Consider the following 16,023-nt stretch of genomic DNA (forward strand, 5'->3'; position numbering starts at 1 on the left):
GTACTTCTGTCGCGGAAAATCCGTTTTCGACCGTCGAGGCTCGCCGCGAGCCTCAGGTCAGTTCCACGTCGTCGACGTCGTAGTGGCGCTCGGCGAGCGTCCGTGCTCGGTCGATGGTGCGCCCGTCGGTGCCGATGGCGACCCCGCGGTCCTCGTCGGCGACCTCGACGTACGCGACGCGGTCGTCGTTCTCGCTGATGGTGACGTGGTACACCGCCGCCGGCGCGAACGCGTTGGCGACGAACGCCTCCGGGGTGTCGGCGTCCTCGACGAGTTCGACCCGCCGTCCGACCTGCCGTTCGACGCGCTTGACGTGGCGACCGTCCGGTCCGATGGCCTTCCCCATCTCGCCGGGCGGGACGACGAACACCAGTCGCTCGTCCTCGACGACGCAGTCGGTCGCCGCCACCTCGGTCTCGTCTTCGAACAGCTGGATGTACCGCAGCGCCTCGTCCGACAGCGTGACGGGCATCTCAGTCGGCGCTCTCGGACTCGGTGTCCGGGCGCGAGCCCATCCGCAGCGTCACGTCGCCGGTACCCAGCTTGATGGGTTTGCCGACGATGACGTTCTCGGTCACGCCGTCCAGGTCGTCGACCTCGCCGTGGATGGCGGCGTCGAGCAGGTGGTTGACCGTCACCTCGAACGCCGCACGCGCGAGCACGGAGTCCTTGTTGCCGGAGATGCCGTGGCGACCGATGGACTCGATGGTACCGGGGTTGGTCATCATGTCCGCGACCAGCATCAGGTGGCGGATGTTGACGTCGCCCAGCCCCTGCTCTTCGAGCGTGTTCATCGTCTCGTTGATGATCGTCTCGCGAGCGGCCTCGACGCCGAGTTGGCGGTAGATCTCGTGGATGTTGTTACACGTCGTCCGCGAGGCGTCCACGCCGTCGATGTCGAGGACCTTCCCGAACGCGCTGCCCTCGGTGTAGAGGACGAACTCCTCGTCGTCGGTGTCGGGGTCCTCGGTCTGCTCCTTGCGGATGACGACCCGCGAGACGTCGTCGATACCCTTGAACACGATCTCGCGGAGCTCTTCGACGAGCTGGAGCAGACCGCGGTAGGACGGCTCCTCGGGACCGAACTCGATGGTCGCGTCGTCTGGTTCGACGGTGCTCACGTCGAGTTTCGACTCGATGGTCTCGGCGATCTCGGCCGTCACTTCCGCGGTCGTCCCGACCGTCGGCCAGCGCTCGTCGAGCGTCTCCTCGTTGAGGTCGATGCGGACGAGCATGTCCGCGACGTTCGTCGAGACGTCACCGAGCGCGAGGATTCGCGTCGCCTCGATCTGCCAGACGATCTCGTGGGCGACGTCGCGTTCGGTGTAGCCGTCGTCGTTCTCGGCGTCCAGTCGCTCCTGGACGAACTCGGGGTCGACGTGGACCGTCATCATCGGCGTGTCCGGCGTCTTCCGGGCGTCCACCAGTTCGATGAGCCGTGGCAGCCCCTGCGTGACGTCGATCTCCGCGACGCCCGCGTAGTGGAACGTGTTCATCGTCATCTGCGTCCCCGGCTCCCCGATGGACTGCGCGGAGACGGTGCCGACGGGGTCGAGCGGGTCGACGCGCGTGTCGAGGTAGCGCTCTTCGACGGCCTCTTTCACGTCGGTCGCCGTCTCGACGTCGTCGATACCTTTCGCGTCGAGGGTCTCGTACAGCTTGTCTTTCAGCCGTCGGGGCAGGTCCGAGCCCTCGACGACCACCTGGATGTCGTTCGCTGCCATCAGTCGTCACCTGCGATGAAGTTGTCCATCTGTTCGGAGAGGTTCGTCTGGGTGTCGGTGAGGAACTCCTCGCCGTCGTCGCCGAACTCGGCTTCGAGCACCGCGTCCGCGATGCCGTCGACGTCGATGTCGTTCTCCTCGTCGGAGGACACCTTCACCGGCGAGGTGCCGTCCTCGCCGAACTCGAACTGGACGATGGTGTCCGAGGTGTCCCGGACGGTCCCGTCGTACTGCGTCTCCAGTTCGGAGAGCGCGTTGATGAGGCGGCGCTGGAGGTAGCCGGACTTGGAGGTCCGGACTGCCGTGTCCACCAGCCCTTCGCGGCCACCCATCGCGTGGAAGAAGAACTCCCGCGGGGTCAGCCCCGAGCGGTACGACGACTCGACGAAGCCGTGGGCGTCCGCCGAGAGGTCGTCTCGTGGGTAGTGGCTCAGCGTGCGGTCCTCGTAGCCGCGGTTGATGCGCTCGCCGCGCACTGCCTGCTGACCGACACAGCCAGCCATCTGCGTGAGGTTCAGCATCGACCCACGCGCACCCGAGCGGGCCATCACGACGGCCGGGTTGTCGTCCTCGAGGAACTCGTCGGCGATGTCACCCGCGGAGTCACGGGCCTTCCCGAGCGTCTGCATGATCTTCATCTCGAGGGTCTCGTCGACCGTCCGGCCGGGGAGCGACTCCAGGTCGCCCGCCTCGTACGTCTCGATGAGTTCGGCGACGCGTTCGTAGGCGTTGTCGATGGCCTCGCCGATCTGCTCTTCGGCCTCGTTCGGGACGGACTCGTCATCGATGCCGACCGAGAACCCGAAGTGCATGATGGCACGCATCGCGAGCGTCGCCACCTCGTTGATGAACATCCGGGCGCGCGTCGTCGAGTACTGCTTGCAGATGGTGTCGACGACCTCGCCACCGAACGCACCGACGGCGTCCTCGTCGACGGTCCCCTCGACGAGCGTCCCGTCCTCGATGAGCACGGTGTCGCCGGTCGACGAGGAGAACTCCAGGTCGAGGCCCGGCGGCAGTAGCTCCGAGAAGATGGACCGGCCGGTCCAGTACGGGACGCCCTCGTCGTTCTCGCCGTCCGGCTCGGGCAGTTCGTCGACCCGCGTCGCACGCAGCAGGTCGAGCGCCTGCGTCTCGTTGAAGTGGGGGTTCTCGTGGGTCAGCAGGTACGTCCCGCTGATGTGGTCCTGAATCGCACCGATGATGTTCAGCCCCATCCGCGGGGAGAGGATCTGCTCCTGGACGCGCATCAGCACGCGCGCCTCGGCACGAGCCTCCTCGTTCTGGAGGGCGTGCATGTTCATCTCGTCGCCGTCGAAGTCGGCGTTGTACGGCGGACAGACGACGGTGTTGAGCCGGAACGTCTTGTACGGCATCACCACGACCTCGTGGGCCATGATGGACATCCGGTGGAGCGACGGCTGTCGGTTGAAGATGACGATGTCGCCGTCGATGAGGTGGCGGTTGACCTCCCAGCCGGGTTCGACCTTCTCCGACAGTTCCTCGCAGTTCTTCTCGGTCACCTTCAGACGGCGACCGTCCGGGCGCTTGACGTAGTTCGCACCGGGGTGGCCCTCGGGGCCGTTCTGGACGTATCGTCGCGCCTCGGTGATGTTGCGCTCGGTGACGTTCATCGTCTGGGTCATCTCGGTCGCCACGCGGTCGGGGACACCGACCTCGTTGAGCGACAGCGTGGGGTCAGGCGAGATGACCGTACGAGCCGAGAAGTTGACGCGCTTCCCCGACAGCGAGCCACGGAACCGACCCTCCTTGCCCTTCAGTCGTTGACTGAGGGTCTTGAGGGGACGTCCGGAGCGGTGGCGAGCGGGCGGCGTGCCCGAAATCTCGTTGTCCATGAACGTCGTCACGTGGTACTGCAGCAGCTCCCACAGGTCCTCGATGATCAGCTGTGGTGCACCCGCCTCGCGGTTCTCCATGAACCGCTGGTTGATGCGGATGATGTCCACCAGCTTGTGGGTGAGGTCGTCCTCGGAACGCTGGCCGTTGTCCAGCGTGATGGACGGACGGGCCGTCACCGGCGGCACCGGCAGGACGGTCAGGATCATCCACTCGGGACGGGACTTCTCGGCGCTGATGCCCAGCACGCGGATGTCCTCGTCCGGGATGTTCTCGAACCAGTCGCGGATGTCCGAGGGCATCAGCTTGTTCATGTCCTCCTCGGTCAGGTCGACGTTCAGCGCCTTCTCCAGCGCCTTGCGGTCGTCCGGTCGCGGTCGGAACTCACCGGAGAGGATCTCGCTGATGCGCGAGGCGTCGATGCCCGTCTTGTCGGCGACCTGCGTCGGCGACTGGGCTTCGCGGTCGACGTCGCCCTCCTCCTCGTCACCGACGGGGCGGCCCTCCATCGCCGCGGCGATGCGGTCGGTGTAGTCCGCCGACAGCACGTCCTGAACCTCGTAGTACGTGGTCGGCTTCTCGTGGTTGATGTCGTACTGCTTCTCGCCACAGAACGGACAGCGGTTCTTCTTTCTGGCCTGGCGGATGGCCGCCTTCGTCACGTCGTTGAGGTCGTCGCCCAACTGACGCGTGCGTTCGAGGTTGTCGCGGAACTCGTCGCGCTCGTCCTCGGTGAGACAGAGTCGCGAGCACTCGCGACAGGTCCCGCGCAGGAGGCGGCGAATGAGCTTCGAGAACCCGACGTGGATGACGGGCGCGGCCAACTCGATGTGACCGAAGTGCCCGTTGCACGACCCGCTGTGTTTGCCGCAGGTCTTGCACTCCAGACCGGGGTCGATGACGCCCAGTCGCGGGTCCATCAGCCCCATGTCGATGGGGAACCCGTCGTCGTCGTAGGTGTCGGCCGTGATGACCTTCGTCGCCGACATCTCGCGGTACTCCTCGGGGTTCATCAGCCCGAAGCTGAGTGACCCGATCTCCTTGGGTGATGAATTGACACTCATACTGCGTCCTCCAGTTCGATTCGCGGGGCGATGCCCAGCGCCTTCATCTCGTCGAGCAGTAGTTTGAACGCGTAGCTCATCTCGACGCGGTGGATGTCCGTCTCCTCCTCGCAGTTCGGACAGTAGATGCGCCGTTGCTCGACGTTCTCGACGGCGGTCATCCCACAGTTCCCACAGATGTCGATGTACTCGCGGTCGGACTCGTCGAGGAGGCGCTCTTTGAGCGCCATCGCCGCGCCGTGACCGATGAGCACGTCGCGCTCCATCTCTCCGACACGGAGCCCACCTTCACGCGCACGCCCTTCGGTGGGCTGGCGGGTCAGCACCTGGACCGGCCCACGCGAACGCGCGTGAATCTTGTTCGAGACCATGTGGTACAGCTTCTGGTAGAAGATGACCCCGACGAAGATCTCGGCCTCGATCTTCTCGCCGGTGACACCGGAGTACATCGTCTCCTTGCCCGCGGAGTTGTACCCCTTCTCCTCCAGCGCCGCACGCAGTTCCTCCTCGTCCTCGCCCTGGAAGGCGGTCCCGTCGACACGGCGGCCTTCGAGCGCGCCGACCTTCCCGCCGAGCATCTCCAGCACGTGACCCACCGTCATCCGCGACGGCAGCGCGTGCGGGTTGACGATGAGGTCGGGCACGACGCCCTCCTGGGTGAACGGCATGTCCTCCTGGGGCGCGAGGTGGCCCACGACCCCCTTCTGGCCGTGTCGCGACGCGAACTTGTCCCCGAGTTCGGGGATTCGCTGGTCGCGCACCGAGACCTTCGAGAGCTTCGACCCGTCCTCGCCCTCCATCAGCGTCACCGTGTCGACGACGCCGTCTTCGCCCGAACGCATCGTGACGCTCGTCTCGCGGCGCTTCTGGGGGCTCAGCCCACCCATGTCGTCCGGCTCTTCGAGGAACCGGGGCGGGGAGGTCTTCCCGAGCAGCACGTCGTTCTCGTCGACGGTCGTCTCCGGGTTGACGAGACCGTCGTCGTCGAGGTGCGTGTACGCCTCCTCGCCGCGTGCGCCACGGACCTCGTCGGAGGGAATCTCGAAGCGGTCCTCCTGGCCGCCGGGGTAGCGTCGCTCCTCACCCTCGTAGGTGCGGAAGAAGTGCGACCGGGCGAGCGCGCGCTCGACCGACGCCTTGTTCATGACGAGCGCGTCCTCGATGTTGAACCCCTCGTAGCTCATCACCGCGACGGTGAAGTTCTGTGCGGCGGGCCGGTCGTCGTACCCGATCTGCTCGGTGGTCTGCGTTTTGACCATCGAGAGCTGTGGGTAGTGCAGCAGGTGCTGGCGCGTGTCCGGCCGGATGCGGTAGTTCGCGCTCGGCAGCCCGAGCGACTGCTTGACCATCCCCGACCCCATCGTAATTCGTGGGGAAGCGTTGTGCTCGGGGTAGGGAATCATCCCGGCACCGATACCGAAGATGAGCTGTGGGTCGATCTCGAGGTGGGTGTGGTCCTCGCTGACCTCCTCCTCGTCGACCGCGACGTAGATGTCCTCTTCCTCCTCGGCGTCGATGAACTCGATGGCACCGGTCTCGACGAAGTCCTCGAAGTCGAGCTGGCCGGCCTCGAGCGCCTCGATGTCCTCGTCACCGATGCGCGGCTCGCCGTCCTCGACGACGATGAGCGGTCGGCGGGCGCGGCCGGCGTCGGCGTTGACGATGACCTCGCCGGTGCGCTCGCGCACCGAGACGTTGACCATCTGACTGACGTCGCCACGGCGGCGGGCCTGTCGGATGTCGCTCGCGAGTCTGTTCGGGTCGGGGTGCGTCCCGACCAGGCTTCCGTTGACGTAGACTTTGGCTTCTCGTCCCTGACTCATGTTAGTCGTCTGCTGGCTGCTGGTCGAACGTCTCGATACCCGGGATGCCCTCGACGCCCATCGACGACAGCTCCCGTTTCAGACCGCGCTCGTCGGCGACGTCCTGGCTGAGCTCCATCGCCTGTGCGAAGTTCTTGACGAGCCCACAGTTCGGCCCCTCCGGCGTCTCGGAGGGACAGATGCGACCCCACTGGGTCGCGTGCAGGTCGCGTGCCTCGAAGTGCGGTTGGGAGCGCGAGAGCGGCGACCGAAGCCGACGCAGGTGGGAGAGGACTCCCATGAAGTCGGTCCGGTCGACGAGCTGACTCACGCCGGAGCGCCCACCGACCCAGTTGCCCGTCGCGATGGGGTGTTCGAGGCGTTCGGTGAGCACGTCGGACCGAACGACGGTGCTGACCGAGAGGTTCCGGTTACGCATGTTCGCGCGTTCGAGCTGGTACTTCACGTCGCGTGCCAGCTTGTTGAGCGCCGTGCGGAACAGGTCGCGCATCAGGTCGCCGCTGACCTTCAGGCGCTTGTTGGCGTAGTGGTCCTTGTCGTCGGCGTCGCGTCGACCGAGCGCGAGTTCGAAACACGCCTCGGCCATCCGGCAGAGGTAGAACGCCTTGTTGAGTCGCCCCTCCTCGTCCTCGATACCCTCCTCGTGGAGGTGCGGGAGCAGGTAGCGGTCGATGACGTAGTTCGCGCGTTTCAGCTGGTAGTTCTTGCCCTGGCCGCTCGCGACGCGCTTCCCGAGTGTCTCGATAGCCTCCGTGGTCGACTGGACCTCGGCGGCCTCCAGATTCTCCAGCATGAACTTGACGATCTCGGGGTCGTCGCTGACGCGGTGGACGATCTCTTCGTCGGATTCGAGGCCGAGTGCGCGGACGAGCGTGACGAAGTTGATGCTCCCCGACACCGAGGGGAACGACACTTCGAGCAGGCCCTCGCGGTTGCGCTCACACAGGACGAGCGCGCGGTAGCCACGGCGCTGGCTGAACGTCTTGGCGACCTGGATGTCGTCGCCGTACTTCGTGTCGTGCTCGGCGAGGATCTTGTTCGGCGCGAGGTCCTCGCTGGTCATCAGCACGCGCTCGGAGCCGTTGACGATGAAGTAGCCACCGGGGTCGGCGGGGTCCTCGCCGATTTCGACGAGCTCCTCGTCGGAGAACCCGGCGATGTTGCACTTCGAAGAGCCGACCATGATGGGCATCCGGCCCACCTTCGTCTCGGCGGTGTCGACGACGTGCTCCTCCTCTTCTTTCCCCCCGCGGATGATGGTCATCTCCATGAACACCGGCGCGGCGTACGTGATGTTCCGGAGACGCGCCTCCTGGGGGTACAGCAGTTCTTCGGACCCGTCCGCTTCACGCACGCGCGGGGTGGTGATGCGGACGTCACCGAGTTCGACGTAGACGGGCTCTTGGCCCTCCTTGTCGCCGATGTCGGTGTCGATGGTCTCTTTCTCGTGGACGACCTCCTGCATGCCGCGTTCGAGGAACGCGTTGAACGACCGGAAGTGGTGTTCTGCGAGGCGGTCGCGCGAGAAGTACTGGCGAGAGATGGTGCGGCGGTCTGCCCTGTTCATTCTATCACTAGTCGATAGACGACGGCTCGGTCTGCGGTTCGGGAGTCCCGTTCGATGCGGATGACGTCCCCGACCTCCACGTCTAGCTCGCGGAGCGGCGGGTCACGGCGTTTGATCTTCGGTAGGTCTGTGCGGTCGATGTTGTACTCGTCCAGCACCTCTTCGAGTTCCTCCTCCTCGACGATGGTGTGCTCTGGAACGAGGTTGTGTTGGCTTGCGTCTACCATGTGTTCCTGACGGTGGAGAAAGCTATCACGAGATACTACAGCGGGTTATTCGGCCAGGGGACAAAACGCTTACTATCGGCGCGCAGCGCGGCTGCTGGACCCGCCGTCAGGCGTTACCCCTTGATACGTCATCGGGCAACGTCAATCTGTCCCTCTGTCGGACGCTACCACGGATACAAGAGCGGACGTTTGGAAAGTCTTAAATGTATCTCCGGGTTACGAGTGAATGCAGGGTGCCCGGGTGGTGTAGTGGCCCATCATACAACCCTGTCACGGTTGTGACGCGGGTTCAAATCCCGCCTCGGGCGCTTCTCTGATTTCCAACCGCGCAGAGGCTCGTCTCTGCGCGATACTTCCGGAAACCAGTGTGCGACTAACTGGGTTTGAACACAAGGAGTCGCAGCGCCGAGCAGAGCGAGGCGACCGTCTCCCCATGGGTTCGAATCCCGCCTCGGGCGCACTTCTTCCGAACTCACATTCTCCAGCGAGGCGTCTCCCCGCCGCTCGCTCACCGATAGCGCTCGTGGACGGCCAGACCGTCCGCCTCCAGCACGCCACCTTCGACCGGAATCTCTCGACCCAGTCGCTCGAACACCTCCTCGCAGGGGATGCCCGGTGGGCCGTCGAACGTCTCGGCGGTGACCGCCCCGGAGACGCTGTAGACGACGCCGCCGAGGCCGGCGTAGGCGATGCCGGCCGCGCACATCGGGCAGGGTTCGGTGCTGGTGTACATCACCGTCCGCTCGCGCTCGTCGGCGGTCAGTTCTCGGCCGGCACGACGCGCGAGCGTCAGTTCGGGGTGGAGCGCGAGGTCGTCGTCGCTCTCCTCGCGGTTGGTCTCCTCCACGACGACCTCGTCGTCGCGGACGAGGAGCGATCCGTAGGGGCCGTCGCCGCGGTCGCCGGCCTCGCGGGCGAGTTCGATGGCGCGTTCGACGTACCGCTCGTGGTCGGCGTCTGGAATCGACATGCCCGACCCACGGACGGCGGCGGGTGGTACGTTGTGGTCGCGTCAATCGCCGAGCGTCTCGGACGGCGACGCCGTCGGTCGGCGACCGCTTCAGTCGTCGAGGTGGATCGGGACTCGGACGCCGTCGTTGCGGGCGGACTCGTAGGCCGCCTCGACGACGGCGGTGACGTAGAAGCCGTGGCGGACCGTCGCCGCCGGCGACTCGCCGTTCCCGATGGCGTCGAGGAACGCCTCGACCTTCCCGCGCGTGTCGGTCTCGTCGAGCAGCGGGGTCGACGTCGTGTTCTCGGGGTCGACGTCGTGGAGCGTCCGTTCGTCCCAGCCCCGGCCGTCGATGTAGGTCGCGCCCTCGTCGGTCCAGACGTGGACGTGCTCGCGCACGCAGGCCGTGTCGCCCGAGACGGTGAGGTTCGCGACCGCGCCGTTGTCGAAGCGGACGGCGAGCAAGGCGTGGACGTCGACGCGCTCGTCGTCGTCGGCGAACACCATCTCCGCGCTGACGGAGGTGGGGGTCGCGTCGGCCAGCCAGAGCACGACGTCGACGAGGTGGCTCCCGGTGTCGTACAGCTGGCCGCCGCCGCTGAGGTCGGGGTTCCCCCGCCACGTGTTCCGGAAGTTCTCGTACCAGTCCTGGGTTATCTCGGCGGTGATGAGCATCGGCGTCGCCGTCTGGACCCGTTCGCGCGCGGCGATGTACGGCTGTTCGTGGTGGCGCTGGAAGCCGACCATCGTCACCTCCGGGCGTGCCTCGGCACGCTGGACGAGGTCGCGCGCGTCGTCGACGTCCGTGGTGAACGGCTTCTCGCAGTAGACGTGCAGGTCGCGGTCCATCGCGGCGCTGACGTGCTCGTGGTGGAACACGTGGGGCGTGGTGACGATGACGGCGTCGAGGTCGACCGATTCGAGTATCGTCTCGGCGTCCTCGAAGCGCATCTCCGGCGGGACCGCGAGCGCCCCGCCGGCGCGTTCGCGGCTCTCGGCGCTGACGTCCGCGAGCGCGACGAGGGTGGCCCGCTCGTCGCCGAGCACCTGGGAGGCGACGTGGACGCCCCAGTGGCCGGCACCGATCGATGCGATTCGGAGTGGCTGGTCTGGTGTGGTCACGACTGTCCTCGCTTCACCTCGCCGACGTAAAGCTATCTCGGGTGACACTGTCTCACAGTCGGTTCAGACCAGTGACCCGACCGCACTCCCGGCGAGGACGGCGGCCAGCGCCCCCCCGAGCATGAGCGCGACGGCGGCCAGCGCCCGACGACGGCCCTCGGCGGCGAGTTCGACCGTCTCGACGGCGGCGGTCGAGAACGTCGTGAACGCGCCACAGAACCCCGTCCCGGCGACGAGCAGCGCCGTCCCGTCGACGGGGGCCGCGACGAGCACGCCGAGCAGGAAGCTCCCGAGGAGGTTGACGACGAACGTGTCGAGCAGGTCGCGTTCGAGGAACTCGCCGACGAGGTGGCGGGCGACGGCCCCGAGGACGCCCCCCAGACCGACGGCGACGGCGGGCGAGATCATCGGGCACCTCCCGTCGGTCTCTCGCCGGCGACGCGCCGGCCGGCGACGACCGCGAGCAGGCCGAGTGCGTACGTTCCGACGACGTACAGCGCAGCGCCGGTCGTCCCGAGCGCGACTGTCTCGACGGCGAACGTGCTGTAGGTGGTGAACGACGAGCAGAACCCGGTGCCGAGCGCCAGCGAGACCGCCCGCGAACGTTCGCGGGCGGTGAGCGCCCCGAGCGCGAACGCGCCGAGCGCGTTCGCCGCGAGCGTCCCCCACGGCAGCGTCCCAGGGACCCACGCCGTCGACAGGGGGGCCGCGACCGCGAGCAGGTGCCGACAGACCGCGCCGACGAACGCCCCCGCCGCGACCAGTGTCAGCGCCCGACGCCGTTGCATCGAGCGAGCGTAGTCGACAGGGCGGCACTACCCTTTCGACTCGTCGCTCCCCTCGGTCGGGCCACCGCGGACACCACCACTGCTCACCTCGCCGTCCCCCTCGTCGCCACAGTCGTCGTCCCCGTCCGGCGTGTCGTCCGGTGTGGCGACGCGTGGACTGTCCCCACCGTGCGGTGTCAGTCGTTCACGGATGCGAATCGCGTGGACGCCCTCGGTCGCGTCGTCGACGACGAGTGCGTCGCCGGGACGCTCGGGCATCCGGGTCTCGACGTCGTCGCCGACGTACGTCGGCCGAGTCTCGCGGAACGCCCGCAGGTCGGCCCGACCCGTCAGGCGGTGCATCACGACGAGGTCCGACTGCGAGACGGCGACCGGTGGGAGCGCACCCGGTCGCTGGGTCGCACAGACGAGGCTGACGCCCGGCGCTCGGCCGCGAGTGAGGACACGCGCGAGCGCACTCGCGGCGACGCCCTCGAAGAACACGTGGGCCTCGTCGACCAGCAGCCACGGCTGTCGTGCCGTCGACCCGTCGAGTCGCCCGCGGTAACACGCCTCCGCGACGCCGAGACAGACGGCGTTCATCGCCGCGTCGTCGAGCCCCGAACAGTCGAGAATTGTCGCCTCGCTCCCCGAGAGGTCCGGCGAACCCGCGTCGAACACGCCCCACGACTCGGCGAGTCGGAGGTGGTTCTCGGCGGCCATCCGGACCGCGTCGGGTGCGTCGCCGTCGCCGACGAACGAGACCATCTCGTCGAGCGTCGTCGTCTCGCAGGCCGCACGCCAGACGAGCGCACCGACCGCACTCGTCGCGTCGAGGCCGAGCAGCGAACACCACGCCTGCGGGTCGAGCGCGTCCGCGCGGACCCGTGGCTCGACGACCCGTGCGGGAACCGACTCGGGCGAATCGGCGAGCGTCACGAACGTGCCCATCGGGTCGACGACGACCGGAGCCACGCCGTCGGTCCGAGCGAGTTCCTCGGCGAGGACGCCGAGCGTGTAGGACTTCCCGAACCCGCGCTTGCCGACGACGAGTGCGGCGTGGGGGCCGCCGAGGTCGAGACCGACCTCCTCGCCGGGGCTGCCGTCGCGGGCGCGGTACGCGCCGAGGTGTCCGACCGGACCGAGGTCGTCCGTGCTGCCGAGGACGTGCATGGCGACGCTGGTGGTGGGTCCCGATTTCAACCCTCGGACGAGGGTTCAAGTACCGACGCGGGACCACGACGACCCATGTCCGACGGGTTCGACTTCGACACGACCGCCGTTCGCGAACAGGTCCGCCGACTCCGCGACGACGAGCGCGCAATCGAGGGACTGCCCATCCGTCTCGTCATCGCGCTCGTCGTCGGGGTCGCCAGTCTCAGCGTGATGATGAACATGCTCTCGGGGGTGTCGGGACTCGCCGTCACGGAACTCGACACGCAACCGACGCCGGAGGTGGTGACGCCCGGCGAGCAGGCCGTCGACGTGCGCGTCGTCACGTCGGAGGGCCGGCCGGTCGCCGGCGCGACGGTCGTCGCGAAGGGAGAGACCGCCCGCCTCGACGGTATCGTCACCGCCGAGACGGACGGGAACGGAACGGCCACGCTGGACCTCGCGCCGACGCTCGGTCCCAACCAGGTCGACGGCACGCTCCGCTTCGAGGTGAAACCGCCGGCGGGAAGCGAGTTCGTCGACCGCCGCGGGAACACGAAACTGCTGGTGGTCGCCGAAGACTGACGCTGTCGGTGCGGCGGCGGCGTCGGAAGCGGCGGTTCAGCGCCGGCCCTGCAACCGCTCGTCCCAGTCGAGCCACTCGTGCTCCCAGCCGTGACGACGCGAGGAGCCACGTTCGGCGTGTTCGCGGTCCTCGCGGACGGTCCGGTTGCGCTCGACGGTGTCGGCCTGTTCGCCCTCGACGAGCATCGGTTTGAACGCGATGGGGCCGTGGCGCTCCTCGACGCGGCCGGTCGGACCGACGGTGACGAGCGACTGCCCGCCCGCACCGAGTGGCATCACGAGGCGGCCGTCGTCGGCCAACTGGCGGACGAGCGCGCGTGGCGGTTCGATGGCGGCCGCTTCGAGTAGGATGCAGTCGTAGGGGGCGTACTCGGGGAGGCCCTCCATCCCATCGCGGCGGTCGACCAGCACCTCGCCGTAGCCCGCCGAGGCGAGGTTGCGCCGCGCCTCGTAGACGAGTCGTCGGGTGATGTCGACGGCGTGGACACGTTCGGGCCCGGCTATCTCGGCGACGACGGCAGCGGTGTAGCCGACGCCCGCCCCGACGACGAGCACGTCGTCGCCCTCGCTCGGCGAGAGCGCTTCGAGCAGTCGCGCGGCGGTGCTGGGTGCGAGGACGGTCGTGCCGTAGCGTTCGAACGCCCGGTCGGCGTACGCCGCGTCCTCGTCCTCGACGAACTCGTGACGGGGGACGTCGCGCATCGCCAGGCCGACCGCCTCGCTGCGCACGACGCCCTTCGCGTCGTACTCCAGGCTGTCGACCATGTCCTCGCGGAGGACGGCCCGGTCCATGTCCGGACTCGGGGACCGAGCGGTATTAATCGCGCGGCCGGCGTCCGACGACGGCCCGGTCGGCCAGCCCCGGAACCTCGACGACGGCAGCCGAGTCGAACCCCGCCTCTTCGACCAGCGACCGGAACTCCTCGCGGTCGTGGACGCTCGCGGTTCCGTCCAGTGCGTAGGCGTCGAGCGCCACCAGTCGCGCCCGGCCGTCGTCACCCTCGACGCCGGCGACCGGTTCGACGAAGACGCAGGTCGGGGCCGCCTCGCGAGCGCTCCGGAGCAGTGTGTCGACGTGGTCGTCGTCGAGACGGTGCAGGACGCCGACGCCTGCGACGAGGTCGGCGGTCGGCAACGCCTCTCCGTCGGCGTAGTCACACTCGCGGAGCGTCACCGCCTCGTGTTCGAGGCCCGCGCGGGAGGCCGCGACGCGTTCGGCGGTGTCGACGAGCGTCACGTCCCGGTCGCGGGCGGCGAACTCGACGGCGTGGGGGCCGGGGGCGTCGCCGACGACGGTGACCGTCTCGGCGTCGGGGGACTCCCGGAGCGCGGCGGTCACGGCGGCACGGACCCACGCCTCGGGACGGGCCGCGCGTGCGCCGAGGTCGTTGCGGAGCCAGTGGTCCGAGCGCGGTGGATCCTCGCCGCGTGCGGTGTCGGGGAACGCGAGCCACGCGTCCAGTCGGTCGAGTTCGTGCGACAGGCGGCCGATGGAGCGAACGTCGGTCTTCGTGAGGAAGCCGAGCATCCGGTTGGTGGGCTGGTACTCGCCGCCGACGAGTTCGAGGAAGCCGCGTGCGGCGAGCGCTTCGACCAGCAGTTCGGCGGCCTGCGGGTCGATACCCGTCTCGGCGGCGACGCCGTCGACGGTGCCGGTCGTCGTCGCCAGCGCGTCGAGGACGCCCGTCCGACGGGCGGCGTGACAGAGGAGGCGTTCACGGGCGTCGTCGTCACCGGAGTCGAGCGTCGGCATACCTCCGCGTTTCGAGTCCAGCGGCAAAACAGTGCGCGAGCGCGAACGGTCGTCGCCCCCCGTCAGTCCCGCATCGGGACGAAGCGGACGCGCCCCTCGGTGCGTCGCGACACGGTGCCGTCCTCGCGCTTGTCGAGGACGACGAGTTCTTGGACGTCCGTGCCGACCGGGGCGACGAGTCGGCCACCAGCTGCGAGCTGCTCGACCAGCGCGTCGGGGAGGTCGGCGGGTGCACAGGTCGCGTAGACGGCGTCGTAGGGCGCGTGTTCGGCCCACCCTTCGCGGCCGTCGCCGGTCCGGACGTGGACGTCGTAGCCCAGCAGCGAGAGCGTGTCGCGGGCGTCGTTGGCGAGGTCCTCGTGGTACTCGACACTGTAGACGTTCGCCGCGCCGACCAGTTCGGCGGTGACGGCTGCGTGGTAGCCACAGCCGGTGCCGACTTCCAGCACGCGATCGCCCGGCGACAGCGAGAGGTGGTCGGCCATGATGGCGACCATGTGCGGGGCGCTGACGGTCTGGTCCTCGCCGATGGGGAGCGGACGGTCGGCGTAGGCGTCGGCCTGCTGCTCGTCGGGGACGAACCGGTGGCGCGGGACGCGTCGGAGGGCTTCGAGGACGGACTCGCGGCGCACCCGGTCGCTGTCGCGTAACGCGTCGACGAGTCGGTTCCGTACGTCGCGTCGGTCGCCGTCCATGTCGCTCGGGTCGGTGTCGCTCATGCGCGATTACCAGGCCGACCAGGCGTCGCTGCTCTCGTCGTCGGCGTAGACGCGCTTGATGTCCTTCGCGATGGCGTCGTCGCCGTCGTAGCGCAACTGGTCCATATCGGTGCCCGGGCCGACGGCGTCCGAGCGCAGGCGGATGGACTTGACCGTGAACTCCTCGTCGCCGAGTTCGACCGTCTCGCCGACGACGAACTCGTGGTCGCCCGGCAGCAGGAAGTCGACGCTGCGGGTGCCGTCGTGGCTCCCGTCTCTCGGGTTCATCGTGACCGGGACGCTCACGTTGTCGACCGCGCGGGTCCAGAACGTCTCGACGTCCGCGACGGGCGCGGACTCGACGCGCTGTTCGTCGCCCAGGTCGAGGCTGGTGATACGGACGGTCATCAGCGCCTCGGGGGTGTCGACGATGAACTCCTCGCCGACGGCGACCTGCTCGCCCGGCGGCGCGTTCACGTGGGTCTTGAACGACTCGCCGTCCTGCGAGACGATGACGGTGCGTTCGACCTCTTCGTCCTCTTCGATGCGGGTCTTGTGCGTGTGGTCGCACTCCGTACAGCGGACGGTCAGCGTGTCGCCCGGCGCGAGCACCTCGTGGACGGTCTCGAGGTCCGGCGAACAGGCCGGACAGGGCACGGCGACCTGCTGTGTGGGTTCGCTCATACTCCCGTGTTCCCGGTCGGGACGTAAAAGGACGCGGACACGGCAGCG

At 68.1% G+C, this 16,023-nt stretch carries 16 protein-coding genes and 1 tRNA gene; 2 read left to right on the plus strand and 15 right to left on the minus strand.

The window, feature by feature from the left end; genetic code table 11:
* Positions 1–52: 52 nt before the first annotated feature.
* From M1L36_RS00285 to M1L36_RS00310, 6 genes are read right to left on the minus strand one after another with little or no spacing between them, the layout of a single operon-like run.
* The gene (locus tag M1L36_RS00285) at positions 53–472 is read right to left on the minus strand and encodes a NusA-like transcription termination signal-binding factor (protein WP_250871700.1); all 420 of its coding nucleotides are present in this window, start codon (positions 470–472) and stop codon (positions 53–55) included.
* Between the two features lies 1 nt (position 473).
* Positions 474–1,724, minus strand: a complete 1,251-nt coding sequence (gene rpoA2 / locus M1L36_RS00290) for a DNA-directed RNA polymerase subunit A'' (RefSeq protein ID WP_250871701.1) — start codon at positions 1,722–1,724, stop codon at positions 474–476.
* Positions 1,724–4,645, minus strand: a complete 2,922-nt coding sequence (locus M1L36_RS00295; RefSeq protein WP_250871702.1) for a DNA-directed RNA polymerase subunit A' — start codon at positions 4,643–4,645, stop codon at positions 1,724–1,726. Before M1L36_RS00295 ends, rpoA2 begins: the two co-directional genes overlap by 1 nt.
* Positions 4,642–6,468 (minus strand): DNA-directed RNA polymerase subunit B, encoded by a 1,827-nt coding sequence (gene rpoB, locus M1L36_RS00300; RefSeq protein ID WP_250871703.1) that lies wholly within the window; start codon positions 6,466–6,468, stop codon positions 4,642–4,644. Before rpoB ends, M1L36_RS00295 begins: the two co-directional genes overlap by 4 nt.
* Before the next feature lies 1 nt (position 6,469).
* Positions 6,470–8,035, minus strand: coding sequence for a DNA-directed RNA polymerase subunit B'' (locus tag M1L36_RS00305; RefSeq protein WP_250871704.1), 1,566 nt, complete (start codon positions 8,033–8,035; stop codon positions 6,470–6,472).
* Positions 8,032–8,262 (minus strand): DNA-directed RNA polymerase subunit H, encoded by a 231-nt coding sequence (locus M1L36_RS00310; RefSeq protein ID WP_250871705.1) that lies wholly within the window; start codon positions 8,260–8,262, stop codon positions 8,032–8,034. Before M1L36_RS00310 ends, M1L36_RS00305 begins: the two co-directional genes overlap by 4 nt.
* Before the next feature lie 235 nt (positions 8,263–8,497).
* Between M1L36_RS00310 and M1L36_RS00315 the strand changes: the two genes are divergently transcribed.
* Positions 8,498–8,570 (plus strand) — tRNA-Asp (locus M1L36_RS00315).
* Between the two features lie 200 nt (positions 8,571–8,770).
* On the opposite strand, the gene M1L36_RS00320 is transcribed toward M1L36_RS00315, so the two are convergent.
* From M1L36_RS00320 to M1L36_RS00340, 5 genes are all read right to left on the minus strand, one after another.
* Entirely contained in the window at positions 8,771–9,232 is a 462-nt protein-coding gene (locus M1L36_RS00320) for a nucleoside deaminase (protein ID WP_250871706.1), read from the minus strand.
* A gap of 90 nt (positions 9,233–9,322) precedes the next feature.
* Entirely contained in the window at positions 9,323–10,336 is a 1,014-nt protein-coding gene (locus M1L36_RS21525; RefSeq protein WP_250871707.1) for a Gfo/Idh/MocA family protein, read from the minus strand.
* A 63-nt stretch (positions 10,337–10,399) separates the two neighbouring features.
* Positions 10,400–10,744 carry a fluoride efflux transporter FluC gene (locus M1L36_RS00330; protein ID WP_250871708.1) on the minus strand — a complete coding sequence of 115 codons (345 nt, stop codon included), beginning with the start codon at positions 10,742–10,744 and terminating at the stop codon, positions 10,400–10,402.
* Complete coding sequence (locus M1L36_RS00335) at positions 10,741–11,124, minus strand: fluoride efflux transporter FluC (protein ID WP_250871709.1); 384 nt, start codon at positions 11,122–11,124, stop codon at positions 10,741–10,743. Before M1L36_RS00335 ends, M1L36_RS00330 begins: the two co-directional genes overlap by 4 nt.
* 27 nt (positions 11,125–11,151) lie before the next feature.
* Positions 11,152–12,276 (minus strand): ATP-binding protein, encoded by a 1,125-nt coding sequence (locus M1L36_RS00340; protein WP_250871710.1) that lies wholly within the window; start codon positions 12,274–12,276, stop codon positions 11,152–11,154.
* 75 nt (positions 12,277–12,351) lie between these two features.
* On the opposite strand from M1L36_RS00340, the gene M1L36_RS00345 reads away from it, so the two are divergent.
* The gene (locus tag M1L36_RS00345) at positions 12,352–12,840 is read left to right on the plus strand and encodes a DUF7382 domain-containing protein (protein WP_250871711.1); all 489 of its coding nucleotides are present in this window, start codon (positions 12,352–12,354) and stop codon (positions 12,838–12,840) included.
* A gap of 36 nt (positions 12,841–12,876) precedes the next feature.
* Here the strand turns inward: M1L36_RS00345 and M1L36_RS00350 are convergent, their stop codons facing one another.
* The 4 genes from M1L36_RS00350 to M1L36_RS00365 all read right to left on the minus strand — a co-directional run bounded on the left by M1L36_RS00350 (position 12,877) and on the right by M1L36_RS00365 (position 15,975).
* On the minus strand, positions 12,877–13,632 hold the full coding sequence (locus M1L36_RS00350) for a protein-L-isoaspartate O-methyltransferase family protein (RefSeq protein WP_250871712.1): 756 nt from the start codon (positions 13,630–13,632) through the stop codon (positions 12,877–12,879).
* A gap of 25 nt (positions 13,633–13,657) precedes the next feature.
* Positions 13,658–14,593 carry a methyltransferase gene (locus M1L36_RS00355; protein ID WP_250871713.1) on the minus strand — a complete coding sequence of 312 codons (936 nt, stop codon included), beginning with the start codon at positions 14,591–14,593 and terminating at the stop codon, positions 13,658–13,660.
* Between the two features lie 62 nt (positions 14,594–14,655).
* Positions 14,656–15,312 (minus strand): protein-L-isoaspartate(D-aspartate) O-methyltransferase, encoded by a 657-nt coding sequence (locus tag M1L36_RS00360; protein WP_250871714.1) that lies wholly within the window; start codon positions 15,310–15,312, stop codon positions 14,656–14,658.
* A 6-nt stretch (positions 15,313–15,318) separates the two neighbouring features.
* Positions 15,319–15,975 carry an HVO_0476 family zinc finger protein gene (locus M1L36_RS00365; protein ID WP_250871715.1) on the minus strand — a complete coding sequence of 219 codons (657 nt, stop codon included), beginning with the start codon at positions 15,973–15,975 and terminating at the stop codon, positions 15,319–15,321.
* Positions 15,976–16,023 lie beyond the last annotated feature (48 nt).

It is taken from the genome of Halomarina rubra, assembly GCF_023699475.1.
In the GTDB taxonomy this organism is placed as follows: Archaea; Halobacteriota; Halobacteria; order Halobacteriales; family Haloarculaceae; genus Halomarina; species Halomarina rubra.

Coding starts and splice junctions, on each gene's coding strand:
- M1L36_RS00365 (WP_250871715.1), bottom strand. CDS start 15,975: ATGAGCGAACCCACACAGCAGGTCGCCGTGCCCTGTCCGGCCTGTTCG.
- M1L36_RS00295 (WP_250871702.1), bottom strand. CDS start 4,645: ATGAGTGTCAATTCATCACCCAAGGAGATCGGGTCACTCAGCTTCGGG.
- M1L36_RS00330 (WP_250871708.1), bottom strand. CDS start 10,744: ATGATCTCGCCCGCCGTCGCCGTCGGTCTGGGGGGCGTCCTCGGGGCC.
- rpoA2 (WP_250871701.1), bottom strand. CDS start 1,724: ATGGCAGCGAACGACATCCAGGTGGTCGTCGAGGGCTCGGACCTGCCC.
- M1L36_RS00350 (WP_250871712.1), bottom strand. CDS start 13,632: ATGGACCGGGCCGTCCTCCGCGAGGACATGGTCGACAGCCTGGAGTAC.
- M1L36_RS00320 (WP_250871706.1), bottom strand. CDS start 9,232: ATGTCGATTCCAGACGCCGACCACGAGCGGTACGTCGAACGCGCCATC.
- M1L36_RS00335 (WP_250871709.1), bottom strand. CDS start 11,124: ATGCAACGGCGTCGGGCGCTGACACTGGTCGCGGCGGGGGCGTTCGTC.
- M1L36_RS00355 (WP_250871713.1), bottom strand. CDS start 14,593: ATGCCGACGCTCGACTCCGGTGACGACGACGCCCGTGAACGCCTCCTC.
- M1L36_RS00345 (WP_250871711.1), top strand. CDS start 12,352: ATGTCCGACGGGTTCGACTTCGACACGACCGCCGTTCGCGAACAGGTC.
- M1L36_RS00285 (WP_250871700.1), bottom strand. CDS start 472: ATGCCCGTCACGCTGTCGGACGAGGCGCTGCGGTACATCCAGCTGTTC.
- M1L36_RS00360 (WP_250871714.1), bottom strand. CDS start 15,312: ATGAGCGACACCGACCCGAGCGACATGGACGGCGACCGACGCGACGTA.
- M1L36_RS00305 (WP_250871704.1), bottom strand. CDS start 8,035: ATGAACAGGGCAGACCGCCGCACCATCTCTCGCCAGTACTTCTCGCGC.
- rpoB (WP_250871703.1), bottom strand. CDS start 6,468: ATGAGTCAGGGACGAGAAGCCAAAGTCTACGTCAACGGAAGCCTGGTC.
- M1L36_RS00310 (WP_250871705.1), bottom strand. CDS start 8,262: ATGGTAGACGCAAGCCAACACAACCTCGTTCCAGAGCACACCATCGTC.
- M1L36_RS00340 (WP_250871710.1), bottom strand. CDS start 12,276: ATGCACGTCCTCGGCAGCACGGACGACCTCGGTCCGGTCGGACACCTC.